Below are 23,001 nucleotides of genomic sequence, written 5' to 3' on the forward strand. Positions count from 1 at the left end.
TAACACCTTCTTATATGATTAATAATTTTTCTTTTCACCTTTGAGTATAGACTAAAAAAATAAAGTAGCCAGAAAAGGCTACTTTATTTTGAATAAATTGCTTGAAGTCTGTTATTCACGGAGAAATTGAGTCAGGTGGGATATTACTATGAAAAGGCAGTTGCTTAATCAGTTTTTCTTTTATGATATTCATGGATGTAATAGAGTGGTAATCCAATTAACGTGATCAGGATTCCTAGGATGGCGAGGATCGGTTGAAAAATTATCGTATTGATCACGATGTAACTACCACCGATGATGGCTATGATTGGTGGTAGTGGGTAAAGGCTGATCTTGTAGGGTCTTTCAAGCTTCGGCTCACGCTTTCTTAATATAAATACGCCAACAAACATCATGATCGAAAAAATCCACATGATGAAAACTAACATGTCGGTCAAATAGTCGAATGTTCCTAAAAAGATCATGATAATAGCGATGATCGTTTGAACTATCCCAGCGTTTAGGGGAACTTTAGTCTGGCGGTCAATTTAGCAAAGAATTTGGCAAAGACGATATTATTTTCTGAGCCTAAGGCATAACTGACTCTTGTTCCGGTCATAGTATAACCGTTGATCGAACCGAAAACAGAGATCAGGATCCCAATAGTCACGATTTTGCCACCAATTGCGCCAAAGATATTGACAGCAGCTTCAGAGGCGGCATTTTCATTGCCAGGAATGACATTGAAGGGCAATTCTTTAATGAAAATAAAACTGATCAACACGTAGACGACGGTGATCAAGAATAGACCAATGATAATTGATTTTGCGAGGTCTTTAGCAGGATTCTTCATTTCACCAGCCATGTTGCCGACATTCATCCAACCATCAAAAGCAAACATCGTTGCAACAAATCCAGTCCCTAAAGAAGTCCAAAAATCGGGATGGGCACCTGATGTAATAGGAAACAGTGAGACTTGATGAGTGGAAGGTACAAAGAGACCAACGACGATGATCAAGATTATTGGCACTAATTTCCCGATAAAAGCTGCCGACTGAATGGAGCCACCAACTTTGGCTCCGAAAAGATTGGCAACAAATAAGAAGACAGCTAAAGCAATGGCAATCGGTATTTGCGTAGAATTAGGGATGCCAAGCAAATTGATCACTTGGGTAGCGAAAACGATCGAAAGTGCTGCGATCGCCGCCGGATAATAGACGATCGATTGGGCCCAGGCTAGTAAAAATCCTGGCATTTTTCCATAAATGTATTCAATGTGTTTGTAGATCCCTCCAGCTACTGGCAGGGCCGCCGCTAGTTCAGCTATCGTCAAACCAGCATTAATCGTAATAAAACCAGCTAAGATCCAGACGAAGATAGTTAAACTTGCCGAACCGGTAGCAGCGGTGACGCTTGAAATCTTGAAAAAGACTCCACCACCGATCACTAAACCCATGACGGTCGACAACGCTGGGAAAAATCCAAGCTCGCGCTTTAATTCAGATTTTTCATTCATGAATGACCTCCGATAAATATTTTTTTAGAGCCTAATTATAATACATCGTTGACTAGTCAAGGAAGTATTTGAGTGGTAATTTATCTATGTAATCAGTAAAATTAAGGTTGAGGTGATTTTTATGTTGAAACTTGGAATAATTGGTACTAATTGGATCACGCAACAATTTGTTTCTGCTGCAGAAGAAACGAAGTCATTTGCTTTGACCGAAGTTTATTCACGGACTGAGTCAAAAGCAAAGGATTTCGCTGATAAATTTCAAGCTGATGATGTTAAGCTAACGACTAATTTGGACGATTTTTTTACTATCGACAAATTTGATGCCGTTTACATCGCTTCACCAAATAGTTTGCACTTTGCCCAAGCTAAACAAGCATTAGAGCAGGGTAAGAACGTCATCGTGGAAAAGCCAAGCACATCAAATATTCATGAATTAACAGTTTTGCAAGAAACTGCCAAGGCCAATGGTAAATTCTTGATCGAAGCTGCAAGACACATTCATGAACCTATTTTTCAACAAATTCAGTCTTACGTTGCTGACAATCGACAAGACTTGAGTGGCGCCACTTTGTCGTATATGAAGTATTCTAGCCGCTATGACGACTATCTGGCTGGGAAAAACCCAAATGTTTTCACTACTAAATTTTCTGGTGGGGCTTTGTATGACTTGGGAGTATATGCGGTTTACGATGCAGTTGTCCTCTTCGGTGAGCCCAAGACCGTCAACTACCAAGCTGAGGTCCTTGCTTCAGGAGTTGATGGAAGCGGTAGTTTAACTCTTAAATATCCTTATTTTGATGTGAACATTATAATAGGAAAAACAAAGAATTCCTTTATGCCATCAGAGATTTATTTCGGCAAGAAAACATTATTAATGGACAGTGCTGGCGATATTACTAAGTTAGAAGAAAGTTCAGCGGACAAGAATATTGCTCCGATCAAAACTACTAAGAGCGATAACCCCATGGATTCCGAAGCAGTTGAATTTGCTCGGATCATCGAACAAAATGACCAAGAAAAGTATCAACAGTTGTCAAGATATGCTAGAATAGTTAATCGCATTCTAGAACACGCAAGAGCTTCTGCAGGAATTGTATTTGAAGCGGACAAGGATAAATAAAATTGGAAATTCCAAAACTATACCAAGATTATTTTAAAGAACATAATTTTGAACAAATGACTAAGATCCAAGAAACAGTGTATCAACCTTTTAAACAAGGTCAGGATCTAGTCGCAATGGCACCAACTGGTTCCGGAAAGACTTTAGCTTTTTCCATGCCCATGATCGAAACATTGGTACCTAAAGATGGGCTTCAAGTGTTGATCTTAGAGCCATCGCAAGAATTAGCGATCCAAGTTAGGACTGTCTTACAACCACTCGCCAAAGCTGTCGGTTGTACAGTTCAAGCTGTGACTGGTGGGGCTAATCCACAACGCCAATTAAAGAAATTAAAAGAAAAGCCAGAGATATTAGTCGCTACTTTGGGCCGTCTCAAGGAATTGACTGATGCTCGCAAAGTCAAGTTAGGTAATATTCAAACTGTTATCGTCGATGAAGCTGATGAAATGTTGAATGAGACCAAATTAGAAGCAGTTAGAGCAACAATCGATGAGATGCCGGCTGATGTGCAAATGACCTTTTTCTCGGCAACAGGCAATGATATTTTTAAGAATATGTCGAAATGGTTTGGCAAAGATTTTACTGTCATTGACCAAAGATATGACCGTTCGTATACTGCTGGTATTAGTCACTATTTTATTAATACTGGTAGTGACGGCATGAAGAATATTTTGATCCGCGAAATGGCGCACAACAAGAAATTTCTTGGGATCGTCTTTTTCAACAATTCACGGTCGCTTCATAAGGCGATCAGTGACTTAGATCATGCTAAGACTAACTTCGTTGCCTTAGATAGTAAAATGTCTTCCCAACAGAGAAAAACGGCGTTACAGCTGTTTTCTAGTAAGAAAGTCACTTTGCTATTGACGACCGATGTAGCTGCTAGAGGGATGGATATTGAAGACGTGACTACGATCATCAACTACATGATCCCACGTGAAAACTCGGAATACTTACATCGAGCTGGACGGACGGGTCGAATGGGCAAAGCTGGGGATGTCGTGACTTTCGGTAATAGTCACGATTTCAGAAATTTGCAAACGTTCAATGATCTAGAAATTAAGAAAGTATTTCTTAATCATGATGGGACCTTTTCGGATAAGGATACTTACCACAAACGTAAAAAGGCCCAAGCTTCAAATCAACCGAAGCCAAAACACAAGAAACGTTTACGTGATCAAAAGAACAAAGGTAAGCGTAAGCCGAAAAAACCTTTACAATAATTTTCATTGGTGGCACGATATTAGTGTTACCTTTTTTGGTCCCTTGGCTCAGCAGGATAGAGCAACTGCCTCCTAAGCAGTAGGTCCCCGGTTCGATTCCGGGAGGGATCATATCAGCAATTTAAGAAAAGTCATTTGTGAAATGGAACTCCATGAATACTGTATTTAGCAGTGTTCATGGAGTTCTTATTTTTAATTGTATGATGGTAGAGACTGTTAGAGGTAACCCTAGTAATTGGCACACGTTTTCCACACTATTGCAATTTTAAAAGGAGAAAAATTAATATTCGATAGCTTGATCAATATGTCTGATCATATTGGAATGTCCTGGCAGTCTTTAATCTGCACAATGAAAAAACCAGTATGGATGTTTATGCTTACTGGATAAACTTATCTAGAGGTCTCCTTAGATGATTAGATAATATTGTAACTTAAAAGATTAAAAAATTATCATGAACTTATAATAGAAAGATGATAATTACCATGGGATTAATTAATTAAAATTAAAAAGTAATTGATGCTTTTTGATTGACTTTCTTTAAAAAGGGATTACAATATCACTTATACTTAATTAAGGAGGTAAATGATTATGAAATATCGTGTATTATTAAATACAGACACACAATTGTTTACCGTAGTTGACAAGAATAACAATAATTCTTTTGCAGACGGTAAGACAATTCAAGAAGCCGTTTCTAAATTACAAAAAACAGCTTAACTTTAAAATAAGATTTATTTTGAAACGCTTACAACCACGTGTTGTAGGCGTTTTTTTAATTTGGTTGGTTATTGCTTAAGTTGTACTTCATGTATTAAAATGATAATAAGGATATTTATATAGTTATTTAATTTAAAAAAAATTAGGGGGAATTGCCATGCGACAAAATATAAAAAAATATTTGCTGATTATTGTTTTAGCTTTTGTAGCATGTTTTAGTTTGCCGGGGACTAATCAGAATAGCATTTCCTCTCAAAATGTTGAAGCTGCAGAAGCGTCACCCGTACACCCACCAAGTGGCGATCCAATCGGCATTATCGGTGCCTATATCGTTGGTGGATATACTTTACAACCAACTAGTCAATATACTTATTTGGATCGACCTGTAACCTTACAGTCAAAAGCTGTAAGTACTTTGCTCGACGTGTACCCGTTACGTTCATTTACTTATCAGTGGATGATGAGTAAAGATGGTGTTAATTGGGGAGATCCGGATGATTTAGACAGTGCTAATATAACTTTGCCCGCTGACAGTGTGGGAACGAGATATTATCAATCTACTTATACTAGAGCAGCAGGAATATTAGGGAATGATAGGTATGGATATTATTCAAAAATGGTTAGCGTCACGGTATTGCCTGAACCGGTTGAGGCAAAAAATGTTAATGTAACGACCGATGACGATTATTTATACAATAACCAAGAAAACGCCTCAACTACTTATGCACACGCCCAACTCGAACCGTTTGATTCCACCGCAACAGTTACGTGGTCACTAGGGGGAAGTAGTTCAGACTTAGCAACGATCGATCCTAATACCGGATTGATCACAGCCAACAATAATGGTAAATCGGGAACGATTGAAGTTATCGCAACAGCTCAAAACTCTGATGATACGACTGTGACAGTTTCAACCAATGTCACAATTGGTGGAGGACTGGACAATCAAAAAGTGGATGAAGGAAAGACAGCAACTTTCGATATCGGAGGGAAGTTCGCAACTGAACCAGATTCCATTGTTTGGCACAAAATTGTTAACAACCAAGATACAGTCATTTCAGGTGCCGATAAAATGAGTTATACGACCCCAGCTACAATTTACGATGACAATGGAGCTCAATATTATGCCGTTATCAAGATTACTCACAACGATAGCGAAGGAAATCCTCAAACCTCAACGATCACTACTAACAAGGCCACTTTAACGGTCATCCCGGATAAAGTTCCTCGAGTATTGTTAAATAATATGGTCATCAATAACACGTACGATGATCACAATGCCGACAATTCAGAGATCAACAACGTCATTTCTGGCGACAATATCACTATTAAAGGGACTGCAACTGATGATAATAAAAATTCAGCCATGAGTGCGGCATCGATCAAGATCAAATTACCAAAAGATATTGAAAAAGATGACAATGGTCAACCTGCGATCAATGACGTTAAGCTTGATGGTCAAACGACTGATAACTATTATGTTGTCTCTAACAGCAGTGATCCAGGCACTTACATTATTAATTTTTATGAAATTGATTTTACACAAACGAAGAGTCACAGTTATGAATTCAATTTCAATACCGTAAATAAAAATACTTACGATTTTGTAACGGTACCAGCATTGACCAGTGTCGATGCGAATGAAGATCCTATCGATGGTACTTATGAGGGCAACTCCTTAACGATTCATTTCACTGACGGAAAATTGGCCGCAAATGCTAATAACTTAGACTACGGAACATTGAAGTACGGTAACATTGGTAAACCACAAACGGGAACCGTCGAGGGTGATGATAGTGCAAATGTATTAACAGTCAATGACAACCGTCGTGATAAAACATCCGCAAGTATTTACGTTGCTCAAAGTACGCCATTTACAACATCAAATGGTGAAAAAATATTACCAGCAGAATTACGTTTTTACAATGTTGATGGAAGCTACAAATTAATCGGCAACGATAATACGTTAGTGTCAAGTTCATCACAAGGCCAACCACTAACGTCAGTTAAAAATGGTGACGACTATGGAATTAAACTGTACATTCAAAAGGGAGCTAGCCAGTATGGACAGTTCAATTCAACGATCGAGTGGACCTTCCAAAACGCACCGAATTAACGTAGAAATCGCGGTAAGATTGCTCAGTCGGTAAAGAAATGTAAAGGACCGCATCCAAATTGCTGCAAGCCAAGCAAGTAACAGTTACATACTAGTTTTCACAATTAAAAAATTCTAGAAAATAAAATTATTTTTTACCGAGTATGATAAATACTCGGTATTTTTTTACGATAAAATCATAATAGAGAGCGTTTACAATTACCTAACAATAAATCAAAACATTATATTTCTTGTAATAAAAAAATAACGATATTGTGAAACATAATCATATCGTTTTAAAATAAAAGTGTGTATAATTAAGAAGAAAAAAATTATTGTTACCCATAGTATAAGATGATTGATTTGTCAGCTAGGAGGGATCTAAATGTCGAAAAAAACTATGAAACTCATCCTGATTTCTGTGCTAACTTTTTTATTATTAATTGGCCTGGGCGGAGCTAGCGAAAATTCAAATCCTGACGCAAAAGCTGAAGACATTTCCATTGTGCCGAAAGGCAAGCCCACTGGAGACTCTGTGGATCTGTTATTTTTAACTATTATCTCCGGTTACGGTTTACAACCGAAGGATCAATATACTTTTATGGGTCAACCAGTAGATTTATCAGTAAAAATAAATATGAATGCATTTGATTTGGCGGGATCGATCGTTTATCCCTTTTACGATCGGCAATGGTATAGTTCCACAAATCCAACCTCCTCTGATAATTGGCAAAAGGTCAGTGGGGGTACAAACCGAAAATTGACGGTCAATCCAACGTCAGTAGGAACCGTTTATTATCAAGATTCATATATCAAAAAAGGATTGTTGCTGGGCAAATCATTCTACTCAGACGTGGCATCGGTGACGACTTATCCAGATCCAGTGGAAGCTACTGGAGTGACGGTAACAGTTGCCCAGGACTATTTGTATAATAATCAAAAAGATCCGGCGGTAACAGTAGCCTATGCGAAACCTGAACCATTCAATTCAACAGCCAAATTAAGTTGGTCAGTCGACAACACCGAACTAGCAGCGATCGATCCAGATACTGGTGAGATCACGGCTAATAACTCAGGTAAATCTGGTACAGTTCAAGCAATTGCAACTTTGACCAACAGTAACGGAGATCAAGTTACCGGTAGTGCTCCAGTCAAAATCGGTGGTGGATTAGATGACCAAACTGTTAACGAAGGTCAAAAAGCTACGTTCAAAGTGCAAGGAAATTGGACGACGGTAAATTCAGTTACTTGGCATCGTGTCATTGATGGTAAAGATTCTGAAGTTTCGGGAGCAGATGGACTTAGCCACACGACTCCAGAAACTACTTACGATAATAACGATGACAAATACTACGCTGTGTTAAAAGTTCCTACACAAGATGCTAGTGGAAATGACACCGTTACGACCGTAACAACAAATAAGGCTAATTTAACAGTTATTGCGGATACGAATCCCAAAATAACTGGGACAAGCAACATCTACAACAACACTTATAACGACCATAACACTGAAGACACAATGATAAATGGCGTCATTGCCGGTGATAATTTAACAGTACGTGGCTCATTCACGGATACCAATAAAAATTCGATTATGAAGTCCGGAGCGATCCAAGTTAATCTTCCAGATAACTTGAAGACAAATCCTGATCCTAATGAATCAGATCTGACCGGTGTTAAAGTAGACGGCCAACCAACTAATGATTACTATATTGGTGCTGGCCCGGCTGGAGACTATCAATTCGTTTATTTATTCAACATTGATTTTTCAAAATACAAGACCCACACGTATGAATTTAGTTTTGATGTGGAAGACAACGGTAATTCGAAATTCGTTACAACTCCAACATTGTATGGCCAAAAAGAAGATGAGTCAGATATCGACGGAAACTTCCCAGCAAACGATCTGACAATTAATTTTAGCGATAACCAGTTAACTGCTCAAGCAAACGATATTGATTATGGAAAACTAAAATTTTCCAATGTTGGCAAGCCAGTAACTGGGACCATAAACGGCGATGAAACATCCGATATTTTAAACGTGTCAGATAACCGTCGATTGAAAAAACAGTCTAAGATATTATTAGAACAACCAAATGGTTTTACATCTGATACAGGAAATAAGTTGGATGCTGAACTGAGATATTATACGCCAGATGGCAATTACCAAATAATTGGCAATTCAGAAGTAGTACTATCGGATACACCTGAGGGAAGTACTGTTAATTCAATTGAAAACAACAGCACAACAGGGTTGAAACTATTCATTCACGAAAGTTTGATCAAAAATGAAGATTACAGTTCCACCCTAAATTGGACAATTCAAAGTGCGCCATAACCATCATTCAAATATGAAGATAAAAAGTCAGTAACTCGATCAAAGTTACTGGCTTTTTTGTTGCAAAAAAAGAAAAATGCCGTTGAAACAAATATAGGAAGAAAAAATTTTTTCAAAAATCATGAGCAAAGTTTTTGTAAATAACTAATGACAACGATAAGATAAGATTACAAATTTAAAGGAGATGTTGTTAATGATCGACGAAAGTAAAATGACACTGGAAAGAATTTCATTGGAAAAGGAAGCTTTAGATTTCAGTTTAGCCACAGATGCTCATCCACGTATTTATGAGATCCCATATGAAAAAGGACGCAAAGTCTTAGACCAAGTCCAAAATAGTCCTGTTCACAAAGAAAATGTAGAAATTGAAGATCGCCCAGTTTCAACAGGTCAATGGGGAGAAATCAACGTACGCATCATTCGCCCAGAAGCAAACTTTGAAAAACTACCAGTAATTTTTTACATTCATGGTGCAGGTTGGGTCTTTGGAAATGCACATACACACGACAAATTAGTTCGTGAATTATCAGTAAGAACAAACTATGCCGTAGTATTCCCAGAATACTCACTATCACCAGAAGCACAATATCCAACTGCAATCGAACAAAACTACGCTGTCCTAAATTGGATGGTAGAAAACGCCGCAGAATTAAACCTAGATCCAACTCATCTAACAGTAGCAGGTGACAGCGTGGGCGGAAACATGGCAACAGTAATGACAATCATGTCAAAAAAACGCCAAGGACCAACCATCAATCAACAACTTCTTTATTACCCAGTAACAGACGCCAACTTTGACACAGACTCATACAATCAATTTGCCGAAGGCTACTTCTTAACAAAAGAAGGCATGCAATGGTTCTGGGACAAATACACCACTGATGAACAAAAAAGAGCAGAAATAACAGCCTCACCATTAAGAGCAACAATCGAAGACTTAAAAGATTTACCAAAAGCCATGATCCTAAATGGAGAAGCCGACGTCTTAAGAGATGAAGGAGAAGCATACGCCAGAAAACTTCGCAAGGCCGGAGTAGAAGTAACACAAATGCGTTTCCAAGGAATGGTCCACGACTTCGTAATGGTAAACTCATTAGACCAAAGCAAAGCCACCAGAGCAGCAATGGACGTTTCAACTAAATGGATCAACAAGAACAATTACAAATAAGTAGAACAGACTAACATCAATCTATAAAAGAAATAAAGGACAAAATAAAGACAGGTTTCATCGCGAGCTGCGATAGAAACCTGTCTTTTTCATTGTTGTAATAAAAGTGCACTAATTGAAAAATGTGAAAATAAATAGAAATGAAAGTGATTTAAGAATGCAGAAGAGAGAGGCATAATTTAGCGAATATATAAACTGAAAATATTATCAATTCATCTCAATGCATTTTGAATGTAGAGAAAACGCCACAAGATCAAAAAGCTGTCATATCAAAGAAAAAATAAAAAAAGCGAGAGCATGAGGAACGAGTGCGCAAGCAAGAAACAAATAAATAGAGAAAAAAAGAAAACATAAGAACAAGGCAAGAGTGCGAGAACCAAGCACGCGAGCAAGAAGCGAAGGCAAGAGAAGAAAAAGTATTTTAGCTCTTATCTAACCAACAAACAAACAAAATCTGCAACAGCAATGTAAGTCAGGAAGCAAAAATGAGCGGAGCAAAGTCCCGCGAACCGAGAAAATAGTCAGTAATCCAGAGAGAATATTTCCCACAAATAATAGGAAGCACATACTCCCACCAGAATAGATAAAACCTGAGATAGACATGTGAGAAATAGGACGCGCAAACAGTGCCAATTTGCACAAAATAAATCGGTAAATCTCAATCAAGGGGGGATATTGTCTCTATCTAGACGGAGGGGCCCGGGGATACAGACCTCAGTACCCAAATTCCTCTTGGCGACGAAGGAGCTTAGAGGAAGACCGAGTTTTGAGATACCTGGTGATCTTCCAGGTAGCTCAAAATCGTGTCGGGTACGTTCCAGCGTCTGTATCCCCGGGCCCCGGAGTCGGCATTGAACGTAGCAACCAAACTACTACTGCCACACCACAACAACCAAACAAACTAACAAAACGTGTCCCAAGCAAAACTTCTCTGTCTGCCATAGCTCTCTTACATGAATAAAAGTTACTCCAACTCCCCAGTAGCAAAATAATCAGCAATCTTATTCTCATTATGAGCCAACCACCCACAAGCAGCCGCAGCAATAGCCCCAACAAGATCATCCAAAAAAACATTGATCTTACCACTAGATTTATCATTCAACTTATCCAAAACCCCATACTTCAGCTTATCAACATACCCATAATTAGTAACCGAAACAGAACCATACAAACTAGCCAAAGTAATAGCCATATTCTCATCAACACCATAAGTAGACTCATCAGTCTGCATGATCCGTTGCATAGGAGAAGACAATAAGCCCTTCTCAGCCAAAATATCCAATTCGATCCCAGTCATAATAGCATTTTGAGCCTCACGTTTATGAAGCACTTTCTTAATAGCATGGATAGCCAAAGTCTCATTCAATCCATGTACGTAATCCTTCTCTAAGAAAATCACGATATTAGCGATATCTTCCAAAGTCACATCACGTTTCTTCAAGCTTCGGATGATGTGGTTATAATATTGTTCACTTAATTCAGTACTTGATGGCATTTGATCCACTTCTTTCTAATAAAAATTTAAATATTGTTTTATACAATTGGTGTTAAATGCATTAAAATAATAATTGCATAGATAGGAGGGTACTTATGACTTTTTATTCATACAATTATTTGGTTGAACAAAACAAAACGCCAAATCTGTTATTCATCGTTGTTACGTTGATCTTAGTCTTGGCGGTAGTAATTTCTGGTTATTTGTATTACCGCAATCGAACTGATAACAAATATCGTGATCTTCTGATCATCTTCGTATTGAGTGCCGCCTTATTCGTCGGTATCAATTACAATAACTATGAAAAACAGTTAGATGTAACTAATAAGACTAACCAAAGTTTAACGCTTATGCGATCAGTTGCAAAGTCAAAAGATGTGTCCGCTAAGAAATTATACTCAAATAGTTCAGCTTTGACTGAAGGTATGCTCATAAAAAATGGTAAAAAAATTTATCGAGTAAGTTTTGACAATAATCAAAATAGTTTTACTTTGACTACCGTTCATTTGGTTGATCGTAGCAATGTAACTTATAGAAAGTAGGAATGAGAATGGATCTATCATATGCAGATTTAGCTTTGAAATTTACCGTGGGATTTATTTTCATGGTCATTCAAATCAATTTATTTGGTAAAAGCAACTTGGCACCGACAACGGCGATCGATCAGCTACAAAACTATGTTCTAGGTGGTATCGTCGGTGGTATGATCTACAATCAAGATATTAGTTTATTGCAGTTTACGATGGTCTTGCTAATTTGGACATTAATTGTCTTTATCGCTAAATTCTTAACTAATCACAATAATTTATTTAAGAAAGTCGTCCAAGGTTCACCAGTTGAGGTTATTACTAATGGGAAAATCAATGTTAACACAGCTTTGAAAATGGGACTTTCAGCCAGTGATTTAGCTTTTAAGCTTCGTCAATCAGGCGTCAACGATATTAGAAATGTCAAACGGGCAATTTTCGAGCAAAATGCCCAATTGACTGTTGTTATGAAGGATGAGCGAAATATCAGATATCCAATTGTCTTAGATGGAAAAATCAATGACGATGAACTAGATATTATCGGCAAAGATTCCAAGTGGGTCGAAGAAAAATTGGCAGAACATGATCTGAAGATTTCTGAAGTTTATTTAGCTAATTATATCAATGGTAAAGTTATCGCTTACACTTATTAATTAATATAATGCTGAAACTTCTCGAGTAATATACTATACTGTTCACTGAGGTGAAATATTATGAAAAAATCGATTAGAACTATTATTACTAGCGCAGTTGTAGCATTGGGATTGGCTTCAACTGTAGGTATATCAGCTCCAATCGTACAAGCAAGTACGACAAATGACACGAACCAAGCATATTTGGACATGCCACGCGTTGAAAAAATCGAGACAGGTAATTTTTATTATCAGATCACACAACCTATTGGCTATCAAACACTCAGTGGTATTAGTCCATTGATGTTGATCAATCCAGATGGATTTATCTACAATTCTAAGATCAAAGTTACAATGAGTGATGGAACACAATTGTTGCAATGGGGTACAGACAACGCCTATTATGTAAATGCTAGTCAAGTTAAACTTTATACACAAGTACGATAAAAAAATATTAAAAAACCGCTAACGGCGGTTTTTTTGTTTTCTAAACGAGTATCATAATCACCAAAGTGGGGGATAGTTTTGAGTAGTAAAAATGATTTAAAAAGAAGGATGGGTTATTTGATCTTTGCCATCATCTTGGATGCGGCCGCAAATGCTTTGATGATCTCAAGTAACATGGGAAGTGCCGTTTGGATGGCGTCAGGGGTCAATATTTCTACCTTGATCCACGTCCCATATGGGACGACATTGTTCGTGTATGCAATATTAGTTACCATCACTAATCAAATTTTGTTGCGGAAATTTGATGGACACATTTTCATATCCAATTTGTTGTTCTCACTACCTTTTAGTTATTTAGTGGGCTTCTTCACCTGGGCATATGGACCTTTGCATTTTCCACAGATGAATATCGTTGTGAGGTTTTTGATCGATATAATTGGACTGATCGGAGTTTCCGCTGGAACATCGATCTATCAACGCTGTAATCTGATCCAGCACCCAAATGATGAATTAGCATACTTATTAAGATTTAAATATTTGCATGGTTCAGCTGGGTGGGGACAACTATTTAGTTATACGCCGCCAGTTGTGATCATGATAATTTGTTACGCTATCAGTGGCAAAATCTTATCAGTTGGTATAGGAACGATTTTGGCTATGTTCATTCAAGGAGTCATTATTGGCTGGTCAGACAAATTGATCGTTCCATCATTAAAACATCATTTAAGAATTGGAAAAACAAATTAGGACTTGTTAGCTGATGGGCTGGCAAGTTTTTTTTACTCAAAATTTATTTTTTTGATGTCTAATTTTGCAATTATATTTCAAAGCAATGAAATTTAGTTATGAATCGGTCCTAAGTGTTTGTTTCATCTCATAACGGTGCTACAATTAATATAATAATTTTTATGAGGTGACATTAAATGAATGGTAATGATCCTGATCCGAAAAAAAAGAACGCCAATGCACTTACTTGTGACCAGCGGAAGTCGAAACTTGTCGCAAGTATTGTATGTGCACTGAGCGTTGCTTTTTTATTTGTTTGGTTTTTATTGTTTAAACAGCAGTACATTTTGATGATCATCATGTATTGCGTCGCACCATTGTTGCTATATTTATTTTTGAATTGGGCTTTTAATTACTCATACCATCGAGGCAAAAATTAAATTTCTTTTCGCATATTATGATGCAAAATACCAGCATCGAGAAATTGTGGGCCAATTACTTTGAAACCAAGCTTCTTGTAAAAACCGTTGGCTTGGTCTTGGGCACCTAAAATCACGTAGGTATAACCATCAGTTTTGGCATCTGCGATGATCCGATTTAATAATTCACTAGCTAAACCTTGTTTACGAAAGTCCTTTAAGACGGCTACTCTTTGGATGTGAATGCCGTTATCTTCAGTGGGGTAGTAACGGGCTACTGCTGCCGGAATTTGTTTGACGTATAAAGTATAATATTTGCACTTGTCCTCGCGGTCATCTACTTCTAGATCAGCGGGGACTTTTTGTTCTTCAACGAAAACTTTGGTCCTGATCTTGAGACCGTCTTGATAAATGGGGGAAGCTAAATTAGTGGTAGTTTTAATTTCGTGCATCGAGACACCTCTTCTAAATGAATGTAACTATTATACGCGAAAAAGAGCAATAAAAAAACAGACCCGAAGGTCTGTCTTTAAATATTGGAAAATATCTATTATTTAACAGATGGTGTACCGAACCATTCGATACGTTCTTTAGTTGTTTCTGTGATTGCCTTTGCACCAGGAGCAAGCAATTTACGTGGGTCATAACCCTTTTCATCGATGTCCAAGTCTTTCTTGTCTTCGATGTATTGACGTGTTGCTTTAGCGAATGCAAGTTGCAATTCAGTATTAACGTTAACCTTTGAAATACCCATTGAAACAGCTTTGATGATTTGATCCTTAGGAATACCTGAACCACCATGCAATACAAGTGGTGTGTCAATAACGTCAGCTAATTCCTTAAGACGATCAAAGCTCAAACCTTTCCAGTTGTCAGGGTAAACACCGTGGATGTTACCAATACCAACAGCAAGGTAGTCAACACCAGTAGCGTTAAGTGTCTTAGCTTCTTCAACGTCAGCTAATTCACCAAGACCAACGATACCGTCTTCTGTACCACCAATTGAACCAACTTCTGCTTCAACTGAGATGCCTTTAGCATGAGCTAATTTAACGATTTCCTTAGTCTTTTCAAGGTTTTCTTCGAAAGGTAAGTCATGGCCATCGAACATAACTGAGTTGTAACCAACTTCGATACATTCTTTAGCAGCTTCGTAGTTACCATGATCCAAGTGCATTACAACAGGAACAGTGATTCCCATTGATTTTACAGTGTCTTGTACAAGGTGTAGACATAATTCATATCCACCCATGTATTTAGCAGCACCCATTGATGTTTGAACCAATACAGGTGTCTTTGTTTCTTCAGCAGCGGCCAAGATTGAACGAGTCCACTCCAAGTCATTGATGTTAAATGCACCAACAGCATATCCGCCTTTACGGGCAGCATTGAAAATTTCATTTCCGTTTGTTAAAACCATCGATAGTCCTCCAATAAATTCATCTTTAGAATACAATTCTTATTTTAACGCATTTTTTTAACAATTTATATACGTTTTAGAAAAGTATTTAGCACGATTCACAATCAAAGTTAGTGAAAAATTAGTTTTTGAGCTAACAATTCCCCTAGCAATCGCAACTTGTGACTGCTACTTTGTGATTTAAAAATGGTGATAAGGTAGAAATGAAAACGTCACCAGTATTAGTAAAGCGACAAAAATATACCACCAATAACGTGTCCCATCAGCTTTTATGATTGTATTATAGATCGCCATAACTAGAAAAAATGAAGTCAGTGTTAATAAGATCCCCACTGCGATCAACCAAAAAATTGAAGTCATAATTAATCCTCATAAATCATTTCTTTAGAATATTACTAAGTATAACTATATTACCCTAAATCCAGCTTAAAATTGAATCCATATACTAGGCAGTAATGAACTGAAATATCTGATATAATTTGAACTAATTAGTTGAGGTGATATTTTGAAAAAAGTAAAAGTAATGACAGTTTTCGGAACACGTCCGGAAGCAATTAAAATGGCACCATTAGTGTTAAAACTAAAACAAAATTCAGATCGATTTGAAACAGTAACCGTTGTAACAGCACAACATCGTGAAATGCTCGACTCTGTACTTGAGATTTTTAAGATCAAACCAGATTATGATATGAATATCATGAAAGAGCGTCAAACTTTAAGTGGGATAACTGGCCTAGTTTTGAAAATGCTAGACGATATCATCGAAAAAGAAGAGCCGGATATCATTTTAGTCCATGGTGATACGACAACCACCTTTAGTGCTAGCTTATCAGCTTTTTATCATCAAACTACGATCGGTCATGTGGAGGCAGGATTAAGGACTTGGAATAAATATTCTCCATGGCCCGAAGAAATGAACCGTCAAATGACTGATGATTTAGCAGATCTATACTTTGCTCCAACTGACAAGAGTAAAGAGAACCTGCTCAAAGAAAACCATCACAAAGAGGGTATTTTCGTAACTGGGAATACCGCTATTGATGCTTTGAGAAGCACTGTTCATGAAGATTATCACCATGACGTCCTCGATATCATCGATCCGAACAAGAAGATGATCTTAGTAACGATGCATCGAAGAGAAAACCAAGGCGAACCCATGAAACAAGTTTTCCGTGCGATGAAGAAGGTCGTTGAAAAGCACGATGATATTGAATTGATTTATCCCGTTCACTTAAATCCAGTAGTTCAAGAGACTGCTAAAGAGATCTTAGGAAATGTTCAAAGAGTTCATTTGATCGAGCCTCTAGACGTCCTCGACTTTCACAATATGGCTTCCAGAAGCTATTTCATCATGACTGATTCCGGCGGTGTTCAAGAAGAAGCACCTTCACTAGGGAAGCCAGTTTTAGTTCTTCGAGACACAACGGAGAGACCAGAGGGCGTTGATGCAGGAACACTCAAATTGGTCGGCACTGATGAAGCAGTGGTTGAAAAAGAAATGAGTAACTTGATCGAGAATAAAGCCGAATACGAGAAAATGGCTAATGCTAAGAATCCATATGGTGATGGAAAGGCTTCAGACCGTATCCTTGATGCAATCAGTTATTACTTCAAGCAAACTGATCAAAAACCAAACGAATTTAAATAATAAAAGAGAGTGCAAGAAGATGTTGCTTTTAAATACTATCTTCACCAACTCGTTTCAAATAAAAAAGGCTGCGCAAGCAGCCTTTTTTGGTATGGAGAAGCATGTCTAGGAAACAAAAATTCACTCGATATAAAGAGTCTGACTCCGAGGAAATTCTACCTTTGCAAGTTTTAAAGCGAGTTTGACCAACTCCTTAGCCGAATTGGGAGCAAAATTTCGTTGGTAAAATCCGTGTTCTTCAATCGAATAAGTGTCATCTTGACAAGTTAAAGTCAGCCAACGATCCTTTTTAAAAGATAAGATTTTCAACGTGTCGTCAGAATTATTTTTGAAACGTCCTTTTAAAAATCCTTTGAGTTGAGTCTTCTTGATCCTTTTCGTAATACCCGTTGAACCTCCTTGTCAAACACTTGCTTCTCCAGATGCGTGCTCAAATAAATTACCACAGCTGAATGATCAGCTAATCGAAACGCCATACGATAGTTCTTGCCACCCAGATGGATCCGCATTTCGTAAATGGATTCATCTTTAATCCCCCGAACTGGCTTGATCCGAAAAAAATCATTTTCCAAATTATTGCTTAACTTATCAGAAATAGTGGCAATATCATTATCAAAGCGCTTTTTGGGCAAAGTGTCTAAAACGTCTTGTGAAATTGAAACGTCAAACAAAAGCAATTCCCCCCCATTGTGATGGAATAATAAATATAAGAATCGAAAAAATCCTACTATTAAACAACTAACCACAAAATCAACACTTCTTCAAATAAGAGAGCGCAGCGAGGTGTCCAGCTGGTGAGGATTAACGCGTATAGTCGCACAAGGTGCAGCGAAGCAGTGCCGCGACTATATGTGTTAACCGGAGGCCGCTACCTCGCGGAGCTCGTTTCAAATCAGAGAGCGCATTGAGGTGTCCAGCTGGAGCGCCTTTTGCAATACTAAAAAAAAGATCAAGAAACTTAAAGCTTCTCAATCTCTTTTCTTTTTGATCGCTGTTTGAATCTCTCCAATAAATGACGATTTGAATAACCGAAGATCCATTTTGAAGAAAAATAATTAAACAAGCCGACAACAACTTGGTCGATCGCCTTGATAATTAAGTTATTCCAAGGCAAGATAAGTACAGCTATTATCATAAATAAATTATCGATCACCAAGGAAAGAATCCGCGATAATAAGAAATACGAACCCTCGTGGAGCATTTTTTTGAAGTTCTTCATTTCAGTGCGGAAAACATACATCTTGGTCACAAAAAATGAGAACGTATTAGAAATGAACCAGGCAATCGTGTTAGCTAGTCCTAGTTGTACTTGCATATTGTTATGAACGATATTGAAAATCGCAATGTTTAACAATGATGCTAAAAAGCCAAATATGCAATACATCCAAAAATCACGATATTTCTTAATATATTTCATGATTAAGCATCCATTTCTTGAGCCTTTTGGTAGAGCTGTTCGGCAAATTTGTCCAATTTGTCGATATCATCTTGTTCAGGTTCCAATTCAATTTTAACAGGTTCAGCACCTTTAATTGCACCAGTTTCCTCAAAGACCTTGGCAAACTCATCAACAGCACTGCAGAAATCTTCGTAGAAAGTGTCTCCAGAACCACAAGTTCCGTATACTTTTCCGGAAAGATCAAGGTCTTGCATATCATCGTAGAAATCCAGTGCTTCATCAGGTACGATACCTTGATCGTATGTGTAGCTAGCGATAATGCAGATATCAGCGTCTTCAAAATCGGATGGATCAGTTTGTGAAATCTCACTCATCTCAACATCGGCATGTAATTCTTCGAATTTTTCTGTTAGGACATATGCAATATCTTCGTCGTTACCTGTGATACTTGCATAAACGATTTTTACATTAGTCATTATCTCGCCTCATTTTAAAATATCTTCAATATTATAGCAAAAATTATATCTAGCTACCATCTAAATAGAATTATCCAGAAGAAATTAAAGAAAATGTTATACTATTCGTATCATTTACTTTGAGAGGCAATTATCTATGATCACATTGAAATCACCACGTGAAATCGAGGGTATGAGAAAATCCGGCGAACTGCTCGCTAATACCCACATCGGTTTAAGAGACATCATCAAACCGGGAATTTCTTCCTGGGAAATTGAAGAATTTGCGGATAAATTTATCACGGATCACGGTGGGACTCCTTCAGAAAAAGGCTTTGAAGGCTACAAGTATGCTACTTGTGTTTGCGTTAACGATGAGGTAGCACATGGAATTCCTAGAAAGAACTTGATCTTGAAAAAAGGTGATGTTGTTAAAGTCGATATGACTGTCAACTTGGATGGCTATGAAAGTGATTCATGCTGGACTTATGCCGTTGGCGAATTGAAACCTGAAGACCAACGTTTGATGGAAGTTACCCACAAGGCATTATATTTAGGAATCGACCAAGCTGTCATTGGCAATCGAATTGGTGATATCGGCCATGCGATCCAAGAGTACGTTGAAACAGAAAACCACATGGGGGATGTTCGTGATCTGATCGGTCATGGGATCCAACCAACAATGCATGAACTACCAAATGTTCCTCACTATGGTGAACCAGGAACAGGTTTAAGGTTGCGTGAAGGTATGACTATTACAATTGAACCAATGGTAAATTTAGGAACTTGGGAGATCAAAGACAAGTTCGTTAAAGAAGACGGTTGGGAATATTTCGTATCGGCAGATGGCACTAATTCTGCTCAATACGAACATACAATTGCTATTACTAAAGATGGTCCCAAGATTTTAACTTCACAAGACCCTGAATATGATGCAAAATATCTTTTGAAATAATGGACAAGGTCAATGGAACAAAACGAACAGCAGAACATTCCGGTTTTTAAACAAAATATTTCCAAAACTCAAAAAGCACTCGGTTTTTTTAAGATGATCGGTGATGCCGTTGGCAAATCAAATATACCCATGGCCTCTAAGGCGGTAACGTACTATATCTTATTGGCGTTATTTCCAGCAATTATTATCGTTGGTAATTTGATCCCACTGTTGCATCTAAATAAACCAACAGTTCTAGAGTATATTGAGTTTATTTTGCCTGCCGATCTGCATCACTATTTGATGCCAACGATCAACCGTGTCTTATCAGATTCTAATAGTGGCATCTTGTCGATCGGTATTATTTTAGCCGTTTGGGCGATCTCGAGAGGTACTAATGTCGCTCAGATGGCCATGAATGAAGGCTATGGCATCGACGTTAATAGTTTGTTTGCGGATACGACATTTTTTAATTTTATTATTCGCCGTGGCTTGGCTTTTGTCATTACATTAGTCATGATCAGTGCCGGAGTGGCAGTTATTGTGATGTTCACTTTTGGGCAAGCAATTTTGAATTGGTTGCTGCCAACTTTTGGGTTGGACCCGTCATTTTTGAATGAATTTTCCCGTTGGAAATGGCCAATTGCTATTGTTATAATGTTATTGATCGTCTTTACTTTATTCTATTTTTTACCTAATGTACGTTTAAAAATTCATTACGTATTGCTTGGAACGGTCGTTACTTCGATCGGAATCTTATTATTGTCGCAATTATTCTCCTTTTATTTAGATTATTTCGGTACAGCTTGGAATAACTACGGGACGATTGGTGCGATCATTATTTTCCTGTTATGGATGAATATGACTGTGACAATTTTTTTGTTCGGAAATGCCATTAATGTAGGATATGCTGAAGGGTGCCAAGGTCCATTCCTACATCAAAAGACAAGCAAGCTAACTAATATGTTAAAAACACATGAAAAGGAAGAAGAATAACAATGAAAGTAAGAAAAGCTATTATCCCTGCTGCAGGTTTAGGAACCAGATTTTTGCCCGCTACTAAGGCTTTAGCTAAGGAAATGTTACCAATCGTTGATAAGCCAACGATCCAATTTATCGTGGAAGAAGCTAAGGCATCAGGGATCGAAGATATTTTGATCATTACTGGTAAGAACAAGCGCTCGATCGAAGATCACTTTGACTCTGTTCCAGAATTGGAACAAAATCTCGAGTCTAAGAAGAAGACTGAGTTGCTGAAAGTCGTGCAAGAAACGACTGATTTAGGGGTCAACTTGTATTACAGTCGTCAAGCCCATCCAAATGGTTTGGGTGATGCGGTAGTTCAAGCTCGTTCATTTATAGCGGACGAACCCTTCGTCGTTATGCTAGGTGATGACTTGATGGTCGACAAAGTTCCTTTGACGAAACAATTGATTGAAGACTATGAAGCAACGCACGCTTCAACTTTGGCAGTTATGCAAGTACCAAAGCAAGAAGTTTCAAAATACGGTGTCATCGATCCTGAAGGTCAACAACGTCCAGGACTATATAACGTCAAGACTTTTGTTGAAAAGCCAAAAGTCGAAGATGCACCTAGCAATTTAGCTATTATCGGCCGTTATTTATTGACGCCAGAAATTTTTGACTTATTAGATACGCAAAAACCAGGTGCGGGCAATGAAATTCAATTAACCGATGCAATCGACCGGATGAATAAAACGCAAAGAGTATTTGCTCATGAATTTAAGGGTGAACGTTTCGATGTTGGTAACAAATTTGGTTACGTCAAGACAAATATTGAATACGGCTTGACTCATCCTGAAGTAAAAGATGAATTAAAACCTTATTTGATCGAGTTGGCAAAGAGACTTCAAGCAGAAGACAAACAACCAGCTAAGAAATAATTAACCTAACAAAATACAATCATCAGCAATTCGAAAGCCAAAGAGTTGCTGATGTTTTTTTGTGTCGTCATAAAAAACGGGAAAGTTGTAATATGGCTTCTTATTGAGCAATAATAAAAATTCCCAATTTTTAAGTCCACGCAATTTGGAAGAAGTCTTTAAATAAACCGCATCGTCAACAATTTCCAGATCAACCACAGCCAAACGTCCTTCAGCAGTTTCAACTATAACGCGATTATTTTTATTGAAATCATTCAGCATCAAAATTAAATCAATTGTTCTCATACAAACACCATCGTTGTTTTTATTTCTTATTTAAATTATTATTTAAGCTTAGGGTAATACTAACAAAAAAACACAGAGAGCGGAGGCACACGGGTAGCTGCTGAGGATTAACGCTGGTGGTCGAACAAGGTGCGGCGAAGCCGTGCCTCGACCACCGGTGTTAACCGGAGGCCGCTGTGTGCCGGAGCTCGTTTCAACATCCTTGAGGATAAAACTTAAGGGATCTATCCAAATTGCAGCAAGTTTAGCCTATATGAATAGAGAGCACTATTTAACGCAAAAAAAATCGTGCCTGCTGACAGTTTCTAAACCGGAGGCCGCTATCTCCCGGAGCTCGTTTCAACATCCTTGAGGATAAAACTTAAGGGATCTATCCAAATTGCAGCAAGTTTAGCTAATATGAATAGAAAGCACTATTTAACGCAAAAAAACTGTCTGCTGAGGATTAACGCTGGTGGTCGAACAAGATATGGCTTCGCCACACCTGCTGACAGTTTAAAAACCAGAGACAAACGTCCCCAGAAGTTAGTTTCAATCAAAAATAAAGTGCTAA

Annotated in this window: 24 protein-coding genes, 1 tRNA gene and 1 pseudogene; 16 read left to right on the forward strand and 10 right to left on the reverse strand. The window is 37.8% G+C overall.

What is annotated here, in order from left to right; all coding sequences use genetic code 11:
- Nucleotides 1-164 precede the first annotated feature (164 nt).
- Nucleotides 165-1,495, reverse strand: a pseudogene (locus EKM78_RS05130) (APC family permease).
- Between the two features lie 121 nt (nucleotides 1,496-1,616).
- On the opposite strand from EKM78_RS05130, the gene EKM78_RS05135 reads away from it, so the two are divergent.
- The 7 genes from EKM78_RS05135 (at nucleotide 1,617) to EKM78_RS05160 (ending at nucleotide 10,157) form a co-directional block, all read left to right on the forward strand.
- Nucleotides 1,617-2,615 carry a Gfo/Idh/MocA family protein gene (locus EKM78_RS05135; protein ID WP_125770047.1) on the forward strand — a complete coding sequence of 333 codons (999 nt, stop codon included), beginning with the start codon at nucleotides 1,617-1,619 and terminating at the stop codon, nucleotides 2,613-2,615.
- 2 nt (nucleotides 2,616-2,617) lie between these two features.
- A complete protein-coding gene (locus EKM78_RS05140; RefSeq protein WP_245994786.1) occupies nucleotides 2,618-3,838 on the forward strand; it encodes a DEAD/DEAH box helicase in 1,221 nt (406 codons plus the stop codon).
- A gap of 37 nt (nucleotides 3,839-3,875) precedes the next feature.
- Nucleotides 3,876-3,949 (forward strand) — tRNA-Arg (locus EKM78_RS05145).
- A gap of 478 nt (nucleotides 3,950-4,427) precedes the next feature.
- The gene (locus EKM78_RS13250) at nucleotides 4,428-4,556 is read left to right on the forward strand and encodes a hypothetical protein (RefSeq protein ID WP_281273592.1); all 129 of its coding nucleotides are present in this window, start codon (nucleotides 4,428-4,430) and stop codon (nucleotides 4,554-4,556) included.
- 157 nt (nucleotides 4,557-4,713) lie between these two features.
- The gene (locus EKM78_RS05150) at nucleotides 4,714-6,672 is read left to right on the forward strand and encodes a hypothetical protein (protein ID WP_125770049.1); all 1,959 of its coding nucleotides are present in this window, start codon (nucleotides 4,714-4,716) and stop codon (nucleotides 6,670-6,672) included.
- 364 nt (nucleotides 6,673-7,036) lie between these two features.
- The gene (locus EKM78_RS05155) at nucleotides 7,037-8,989 is read left to right on the forward strand and encodes a hypothetical protein (RefSeq protein ID WP_125770051.1); all 1,953 of its coding nucleotides are present in this window, start codon (nucleotides 7,037-7,039) and stop codon (nucleotides 8,987-8,989) included.
- Nucleotides 8,990-9,182: 193 nt separating this feature from the next.
- Complete coding sequence (locus EKM78_RS05160; RefSeq protein ID WP_425453532.1) at nucleotides 9,183-10,157, forward strand: alpha/beta hydrolase; 975 nt, start codon at nucleotides 9,183-9,185, stop codon at nucleotides 10,155-10,157.
- Nucleotides 10,158-10,952: 795 nt separating this feature from the next.
- On the opposite strand, the gene EKM78_RS12570 is transcribed toward EKM78_RS05160, so the two are convergent.
- On the reverse strand, nucleotides 10,953-11,099 hold the full coding sequence (locus tag EKM78_RS12570; protein ID WP_164507209.1) for a hypothetical protein: 147 nt from the start codon (nucleotides 11,097-11,099) through the stop codon (nucleotides 10,953-10,955).
- A gap of 22 nt (nucleotides 11,100-11,121) precedes the next feature.
- A complete protein-coding gene (locus EKM78_RS05165; protein ID WP_125770053.1) occupies nucleotides 11,122-11,652 on the reverse strand; it encodes a phosphatidylglycerophosphatase A family protein in 531 nt (176 codons plus the stop codon).
- Nucleotides 11,653-11,747: 95 nt separating this feature from the next.
- Here EKM78_RS05165 and EKM78_RS05170 point away from each other — a divergent pair, with 95 nt between their 5' ends.
- From EKM78_RS05170 to EKM78_RS05190, 5 genes are all read left to right on the forward strand, one after another.
- Nucleotides 11,748-12,194, forward strand: coding sequence for a DUF3290 domain-containing protein (locus tag EKM78_RS05170; protein ID WP_125770055.1), 447 nt, complete (start codon nucleotides 11,748-11,750; stop codon nucleotides 12,192-12,194).
- 8 nt (nucleotides 12,195-12,202) lie between these two features.
- Nucleotides 12,203-12,832 (forward strand): DUF421 domain-containing protein, encoded by a 630-nt coding sequence (locus EKM78_RS05175; RefSeq protein ID WP_125770057.1) that lies wholly within the window; start codon nucleotides 12,203-12,205, stop codon nucleotides 12,830-12,832.
- A 60-nt stretch (nucleotides 12,833-12,892) separates the two neighbouring features.
- Nucleotides 12,893-13,258, forward strand: a complete 366-nt coding sequence (locus EKM78_RS05180; RefSeq protein ID WP_125770059.1) for a hypothetical protein — start codon at nucleotides 12,893-12,895, stop codon at nucleotides 13,256-13,258.
- 78 nt (nucleotides 13,259-13,336) lie between these two features.
- Nucleotides 13,337-14,005 carry a DUF6198 family protein gene (locus EKM78_RS05185; RefSeq protein WP_164507210.1) on the forward strand — a complete coding sequence of 223 codons (669 nt, stop codon included), beginning with the start codon at nucleotides 13,337-13,339 and terminating at the stop codon, nucleotides 14,003-14,005.
- A 176-nt stretch (nucleotides 14,006-14,181) separates the two neighbouring features.
- The gene (locus EKM78_RS05190) at nucleotides 14,182-14,424 is read left to right on the forward strand and encodes a hypothetical protein (protein WP_125770061.1); all 243 of its coding nucleotides are present in this window, start codon (nucleotides 14,182-14,184) and stop codon (nucleotides 14,422-14,424) included.
- Here EKM78_RS05190 and EKM78_RS05195 read toward each other — a convergent pair.
- From EKM78_RS05195 to EKM78_RS05205, 3 genes are all read right to left on the reverse strand, one after another.
- The gene (locus tag EKM78_RS05195; protein ID WP_125770063.1) at nucleotides 14,421-14,855 is read right to left on the reverse strand and encodes a GNAT family N-acetyltransferase; all 435 of its coding nucleotides are present in this window, start codon (nucleotides 14,853-14,855) and stop codon (nucleotides 14,421-14,423) included. The genes EKM78_RS05190 and EKM78_RS05195 overlap by 4 nt on opposite strands.
- A 98-nt stretch (nucleotides 14,856-14,953) precedes the next feature.
- Nucleotides 14,954-15,823, reverse strand: a complete 870-nt coding sequence (gene fba, locus EKM78_RS05200) for a class II fructose-1,6-bisphosphate aldolase (RefSeq protein ID WP_125770065.1) — start codon at nucleotides 15,821-15,823, stop codon at nucleotides 14,954-14,956.
- 180 nt (nucleotides 15,824-16,003) lie between these two features.
- A complete protein-coding gene (locus tag EKM78_RS05205) occupies nucleotides 16,004-16,183 on the reverse strand; it encodes a hypothetical protein (protein WP_125770067.1) in 180 nt (59 codons plus the stop codon).
- 145 nt (nucleotides 16,184-16,328) lie between these two features.
- Here EKM78_RS05205 and wecB point away from each other — a divergent pair, with 145 nt between their 5' ends.
- Complete coding sequence (gene wecB / locus EKM78_RS05210) at nucleotides 16,329-17,471, forward strand: non-hydrolyzing UDP-N-acetylglucosamine 2-epimerase (RefSeq protein ID WP_125770069.1); 1,143 nt, start codon at nucleotides 16,329-16,331, stop codon at nucleotides 17,469-17,471.
- Between the two features lie 341 nt (nucleotides 17,472-17,812).
- Here wecB and EKM78_RS05215 read toward each other — a convergent pair whose 3' ends face one another.
- The 3 genes from EKM78_RS05215 to EKM78_RS05225 form a co-directional block, all read right to left on the reverse strand.
- A complete protein-coding gene (locus EKM78_RS05215; RefSeq protein WP_125770071.1) occupies nucleotides 17,813-18,142 on the reverse strand; it encodes a hypothetical protein in 330 nt (109 codons plus the stop codon).
- A gap of 287 nt (nucleotides 18,143-18,429) precedes the next feature.
- Entirely contained in the window at nucleotides 18,430-18,888 is a 459-nt protein-coding gene (locus EKM78_RS05220; protein ID WP_125770073.1) for a GtrA family protein, read from the reverse strand.
- Between the two features lie 2 nt (nucleotides 18,889-18,890).
- Entirely contained in the window at nucleotides 18,891-19,346 is a 456-nt protein-coding gene (locus EKM78_RS05225) for a flavodoxin (protein WP_125770075.1), read from the reverse strand.
- Between the two features lie 136 nt (nucleotides 19,347-19,482).
- Between EKM78_RS05225 and map the strand changes: the two genes are divergently transcribed.
- The 3 genes from map to galU are packed head-to-tail and all read left to right on the forward strand — an operon-like array spanning nucleotide 19,483 to nucleotide 22,163.
- A complete protein-coding gene (gene map, locus EKM78_RS05230) occupies nucleotides 19,483-20,280 on the forward strand; it encodes a type I methionyl aminopeptidase (protein ID WP_125770077.1) in 798 nt (265 codons plus the stop codon).
- Nucleotides 20,281-20,292: 12 nt separating this feature from the next.
- Nucleotides 20,293-21,255, forward strand: a complete 963-nt coding sequence (locus EKM78_RS05235; protein WP_125770079.1) for a YihY/virulence factor BrkB family protein — start codon at nucleotides 20,293-20,295, stop codon at nucleotides 21,253-21,255.
- A gap of 2 nt (nucleotides 21,256-21,257) precedes the next feature.
- Nucleotides 21,258-22,163, forward strand: a complete 906-nt coding sequence (gene galU / locus EKM78_RS05240) for a UTP--glucose-1-phosphate uridylyltransferase GalU (RefSeq protein ID WP_125770081.1) — start codon at nucleotides 21,258-21,260, stop codon at nucleotides 22,161-22,163.
- Here the strand turns inward: galU and EKM78_RS05245 are convergent, their stop codons facing one another.
- Nucleotides 22,164-22,448 carry a hypothetical protein gene (locus EKM78_RS05245; RefSeq protein WP_125770083.1) on the reverse strand — a complete coding sequence of 95 codons (285 nt, stop codon included), beginning with the start codon at nucleotides 22,446-22,448 and terminating at the stop codon, nucleotides 22,164-22,166.
- Between the last annotated feature and the right edge of the window lie 553 nt (nucleotides 22,449-23,001).

This window comes from Companilactobacillus furfuricola (assembly GCF_003946325.1).
Taxonomy (GTDB): Bacteria; Bacillota; Bacilli; order Lactobacillales; family Lactobacillaceae; genus Companilactobacillus; species Companilactobacillus furfuricola.